6 protein-coding genes and 1 pseudogene are annotated in these 4914 nt (G+C 72.8%); 1 reads left to right on the forward strand and 6 read right to left on the reverse strand.

Features of this window, described 5'->3' with window-relative positions:
• On the forward strand, positions 1 to 514 hold a 514-nt coding region (locus G3I65_RS39680), incomplete at its 5' end, for an EAL domain-containing protein (protein ID WP_160700644.1).
• Here G3I65_RS39680 and G3I65_RS39685 read toward each other — a convergent pair.
• From G3I65_RS39685 to G3I65_RS39710, 6 genes and pseudogenes are all read right to left on the reverse strand, one after another.
• Positions 457 to 1365 (reverse strand): DMT family transporter, encoded by a 909-nt coding sequence (locus G3I65_RS39685; protein WP_309235938.1) that lies wholly within the window; start codon positions 1363 to 1365, stop codon positions 457 to 459. The two genes, G3I65_RS39680 and G3I65_RS39685, sit on opposite strands and share 58 nt — an antisense overlap.
• A gap of 68 nt (positions 1366 to 1433) precedes the next feature.
• On the reverse strand, positions 1434 to 2171 hold the full coding sequence (locus tag G3I65_RS39690; protein ID WP_160700645.1) for a Long-chain-fatty-acid--CoA ligase: 738 nt from the start codon (positions 2169 to 2171) through the stop codon (positions 1434 to 1436).
• Between the two features lie 52 nt (positions 2172 to 2223).
• On the reverse strand, positions 2224 to 2943 hold the full coding sequence (locus G3I65_RS39695) for a DUF2786 domain-containing protein (RefSeq protein ID WP_160700646.1): 720 nt from the start codon (positions 2941 to 2943) through the stop codon (positions 2224 to 2226).
• A 162-nt stretch (positions 2944 to 3105) separates the two neighbouring features.
• Positions 3106 to 3663, reverse strand: a complete 558-nt coding sequence (locus G3I65_RS39700) for a TetR/AcrR family transcriptional regulator (RefSeq protein WP_160700647.1) — start codon at positions 3661 to 3663, stop codon at positions 3106 to 3108.
• A complete protein-coding gene (locus G3I65_RS39705; protein ID WP_160700648.1) occupies positions 3642 to 4439 on the reverse strand; it encodes an SGNH/GDSL hydrolase family protein in 798 nt (265 codons plus the stop codon). The genes G3I65_RS39700 and G3I65_RS39705 overlap by 22 nt, the downstream gene beginning before the upstream one ends.
• Positions 4440 to 4513: 74 nt before the next feature.
• Positions 4514 to 4914: pseudogene (locus G3I65_RS39710) on the reverse strand (RNA polymerase subunit sigma-24); the annotation flags it as partial.

Raw genomic sequence — 4914 nt, forward strand, 5'->3', positions numbered from 1 at the left:
GTGGTGGCGCCAGCGCGCGGGGTTCGGCCTCCCGGTGGTGGCCGGCCTGACCGGGCACCAGGTTTCGGACGACGCGCTGGGCACGCGCGTGACGCGGCTGCTGGCCGACACCGGCCTGCCGCCGGAGCAGCTGATGCTCGGCGTGCCGGTCGGCGCGCTGCCGGTGTCCGGGGTGATCGAGAACGTCACCGCGCTGGCCGACCTCGGCGTCCACGTGATGCTCGACGACTTCGGGCTGGGCCCGGACGACCTGCGGGCCGTCCAGGACCTGCCGGTCGACATCGTGCGCGTCGACCGGCGCCTGGCCGAATGGCAGGCGTGGTCGGACTCGACGTTCCTCGGCGCGCTGGTGCCGCTGGTCCGGCAGGTCGGCGCGACGCTCGTCGTCGACGGCATCCACACCGAGGACCAGGCGAGCTGGTGGCGCACGGCGGGCGCCGAGCTGGCCACGGGCGACTACTTCGGCGTCGCCGGGCCGGCCGCCGAGTTCGCCGGGCAGTTCGCCGGCGCCTGAGGCCGCAGCCGCGTGAGGGCGACGGCGAAGAGGACGATCACCATGCCGCCGACCACCCGGGGCGTCAGCGGTTCGCCGAGGAAGAGCGTGCCGAGCGCGACCGACACCACCGGGAGGAGGTAGCCGACCGTGGCGGCCGCGGTCGGGCCTTCGTCCGCGATCACGCGGTAGTTGAGGTAGAACGTGATCCCGGTGCCGAAGACGCCGAGGACGGTCACCGCGACGAGCGCCGTCAGGTTCACGTGCGGCGCGTGCCCGGCCACCGGCAGGGCGAGGGCCGTCAACGCGGTGGCGGTCGTCAGCTGGGCCGCCGACAGCGCGAGCGGGGCGCCGTTAGGGGGCAGTTTCCGTGCCATGTAAGCGAACGCGATCGCGTAGCTGAGGCCGGCCGCGAGCAGCGCGAGGGCGCCCGTGCTCAGCAGGCCCGCCTGCTCCCACGGCGCGAAGATCACCACGATGCCGGCGAAGCCGAGAGCCAGCCCGAGCAGTCGCGCGGGGTTGAGGCGGCGTTCCGTGCCGAGCGCGACGCCGATCAGCAGCGACCACAACGGGGTCGTGGCGTTCATGACCCCGGCGACGCCGGAGTCCACCGTGCGCTCGCCGATCCCGAACAGCGCGAACGGCAGCGCGTTGCAGAAGAACGCGGCGACGATGAGCTGTCCCCAGGTCCGGCGGTCGCGCGGAAGGCGTTGGCGGGCGGCGAAAGCCAGCACCAGGAGTGTCAACGCGCCGAGTGCGCAGCGGATCAGGGTGAGGTGGACGGGGCTGAGGCCGGTCAGAGCCAGCTTGATCCACAGGAACCCCGAGCCCCACAGCAGGGCCAGTACCGCGATGCGCACCCAACCAGTCACGGGGTCCACGGTGCCGAACGTGTCCTATCAGAACAAGCGAACGTTTCTGGACGAACCGTTAAGCATTGCTACATCGGGTGCTCCAGCCACACGTTCGGCTCGATGTATGTCGCCGTGTCGTGGGCCGTCGAGGCGAACACCGGGGCGATGCCGCCCGGGATGAAGTTCTCGCCGTCCTGGAGCTTCACGCCCGTCCACTCGCGCCAGTCGGCGAGCGAGCCGGCCAGTGTCACAGCGAACGGGCAGACCTTCACCACGCGGGCGCCCAGGCGTTCGTGGGTGCGCAGCCAGCGGTCGGCGAGCAGGCCGTCCGGGCGGCGGCGGGCCGCGTACTCCGGCATCGGGGTCGCCGGTTCGGCCTCCTTGCCGATCGGGCGCACCGACACGATCAGCTTGCGCAGCCCCGTTTCCGCCGCGCGGGCCTTGAGCGCCTTCAGCATCGGCGCCGACAGGCCGGTGCCGCGCAGGTGCGGCGCGATCACGACTTCCAGCGCGCACAACGCGTTCGGCTCACGGCCGTCCATCACGTCCTGCGCCGCCCACTCGATGGCCTGGTCCCAGCCGTGGTCGGGCAGCTCGGTGCGGTCGGGGGCCGGGTAGGCGAGCGGGACCGACAGGGCGCGGGCGATCGGCGTGCCGTCGTCGGCCAGTGCGATCAGGAAGTACCGCGCCCAGTGGCGCAGGAACCGTTCGCCGGTGATCATCCGGCCGCTGGCGCCCTGGTAGATGAACTGGCCGCCGACGTCGCCGAGAGCCAGGGCGGCGTCGAGGAGATCAGGGCGCTCGGCAAGATCGACAACGCGCATGCGCCCAGTCAAACGGAAAGATCACCGCGGGCGATAGCGGCAACCGGGCGACTCAGCGCAAGGCCTTCTGGCGGCGGGTCAGCGCCGAGGGGTCGAGGTTCGCCTTCGTGCCGGCGTCGTGGCCGTCGAGGTAGCCGCTGCCCGACAGCCGCCGTGGTGCGGCCGAGCGCAGGTCGCCGTACTCCGAGTCGAAGGCGTGCTGCACCAGCTGTGCGCGGTCGCGGACGACCAGCTCCGCCGACCGCTCGCCGGGCGCCGCCGTGCGGACGGCTTCCGATTCGGCGTGCGTGAGCCGCTCGTGCACCGCGCGCGCGAAGCCGTGCAGCCACGTGCGCCGGTACGCGGCCAGCGATTCGCCGGGGAAGAAGCCGTCCGGCCGGACGCGGGTCAGCTGGGTGCTCGCCTGCAGCAGCAGGCTGGTGAACAGCAGTTCCACCCGGCCGAGGTCGGAGTGGAAGCCGAACACCGTGACGCTGTCGACCTTCTGGCCGTAGCGGTGCAGCAGCGTCCGGCAGCGCAGCGGGTACGCGACCGAGGTGAGCAGGCTCGCCTTGTCGCGGCTGTACGGGTCGTTCATCGGGATCTTGAGCGTGCCGATCTCGTCGGCGGTCGCGCCGGACGCGGCGAGCATCGCCTGGTCGATCCCGTACCGCGCGACGAGCTCGGCGGCCTTCCGGTTGTACGCCTCGGCTTCCGCCTCGGTGACCGCCGGGTCCTCGGCCTTCGCCAGCAGCTTGCGGATGCGCTCGAGCTGCGGGTCTGACTCGGTCATGGGGGCAGGGTATTCGATCAGGTGTTCGGGCGCGTGCACCGGGTCACAGCGTGTCGCGCGATCCGGCAAAGCGTCCCAAGGTGGCCTTGGTTGCGTCAGGCGCACCGAAGGGCCCCTTGGGTGCGTCTCACGCACCGAAGGCCACCTTGGGGCGCTTGAGCCTCAGCCCAGGTAGGCGTCGAGCGTGACGGCCAGCGCCGCCTCCGGGGACGGTGCGAAGCTCGCGCCCGCCAGGCCGCCCCACAGCCACAGCTGGGCGAGGCCGTGCAGTGCGGCCCACAGCGATGCCGCGACCAGCCGCAGGTCGGCGCCCGAGCGCGCGACCGGGGTCGGCACCGCCGCGACGAGCACGGCGAAGGTGTCGAACACCGCGCTCGCCGCCGCCGAAAGGGCTGGGTCGTCCGCGTCGATCAGGTCGCGGCGGAACATCAGCTCGAACATCGCCGGGTTGGCCAGCGCGAAGTCGAGGTAGCTGTGGCAGGCGGCGGTGAGCCGCTCTCGCGGCGTGGTCCCGGGCAGCGTTTCCCGGCGGGCGAGCAGGTCGGCGTACCCGCGGGTCGCGACGGCGGACAGCAGTTCGGCGCGGCCGGAGAAGTGCCGCAGCGGCGCGCCGTGCGAGACGCCGGCCGCCTTCGCGATCCCGCGCAGTGTCACGGCTTCGACGCCTTCGCCGGTCAGGAGCTCGGCCGCGGTGTCGATCAGGCGTTGCCGCGTGCCCACGCTTCGTCCCTCGTCATGGGGAGCAGTTCCGGGCGCTTCGGCCCGAAGCCGTCGCCCGGCTGGCGGCCGATCAGCCGGTTGCGCGTGCGCGTCACGGCGACCGGCAGCACCTCGCGGAGCAGCCAGTGCAGGTCGGCGCGCCAGCTCCCCGCGGCCGCGGCGCCCGGCAGCGGCGCCAGCCAGCCGGGATCGTGCTCGAGCCCGAGCCGCCCGAGGACGTACGCGGCGAGCCTGCGGTGCCCGTGCTCGGACAGGTGGAGCCGGTCGGCGCCGAAGTAGCGGGAGTCGGTGACGGCCTGGTCGGGCCACAGGTCGATGAGCAGCGCCCCGTAGCTGACCGCGGCTTCGCGGATGGCTTCGTTGAGCGCGACGATCCGCGGCCGCATCCGCTGCCCGAGCGGCATCCGGCTCGAGACGTCGCTGAGGGTGAACGTCACGACGGTGGGCGAGATTTCGGTGCAGGCGCGGATGGCCGCGTCGACGCGGCGGGCGACGGTCCGCGCGTCCCAGCCCCGGCTCATCACGTCGTTGCCGCCGCCGAAGAGCGCGATCAGGTCCGGCTCGAGGCGGGTCGCGGCCGGGACCTGTTCGGGGACGATCTGGTCCAGCCGCCGCCCGCGGACGGCGAGGTTGGCGTAGCGGAAGCCCGGTTCGCGCTCGGCGAGGTCGGCGGCGACGAAGTCGGCCCAGCCGCGGTAGTGGTCCTGGCCGGGGTACGGGTCGTCGAGACCTTCGGCGCAGCTGTCGCCGAGGACGACGAAACGGTGGTAGCTCATCCCGATCTCCGTAACCCGTGGTTCACCTTGTAGACACTGTCTATCAAACTTGTGTAGACGGTGTCTACTCGGGTTCAGCCGAGCCAGGGGCGGAGCTTCTCCGGGTTCCGCATCGCCCAGATGCGGGTGATCCGCCCGTCCGCGACGTCGAACGCGTATACCGCCACAAGCTCGTCGCCCCGCGCGAGCAGCAGGCCGGGCTGGCCGTTGACCGTGCGCTCCACCAGCTTGAGCGACCCGCCGGCGCCGGAAGCCAGCGCCGCGACGTAGCGGGCGACCTCCTCGCCGCCTTCGACCGGGGTCAATGCCGCGCGGACCACGCCGCCGCCGTCGGCGGTGAGGGTTGCCGCGGGGTCGAGGAGGCCGACCAGGGCGCCGATGTCGCCCGCTTCCCACGCCTGCTTGAAGTCGCGGATCACGTCCGCGTGCCCGGTCACCGGTGCGGCGGGGCGGGCGGCGCGGACGCGGCGGCGGG

The sequence above is a fragment of the Amycolatopsis sp. SID8362 genome (genome assembly GCF_010550475.1).
Taxonomy (GTDB): Bacteria; Actinomycetota; Actinomycetes; order Mycobacteriales; family Pseudonocardiaceae; genus Amycolatopsis; species Amycolatopsis eburnea.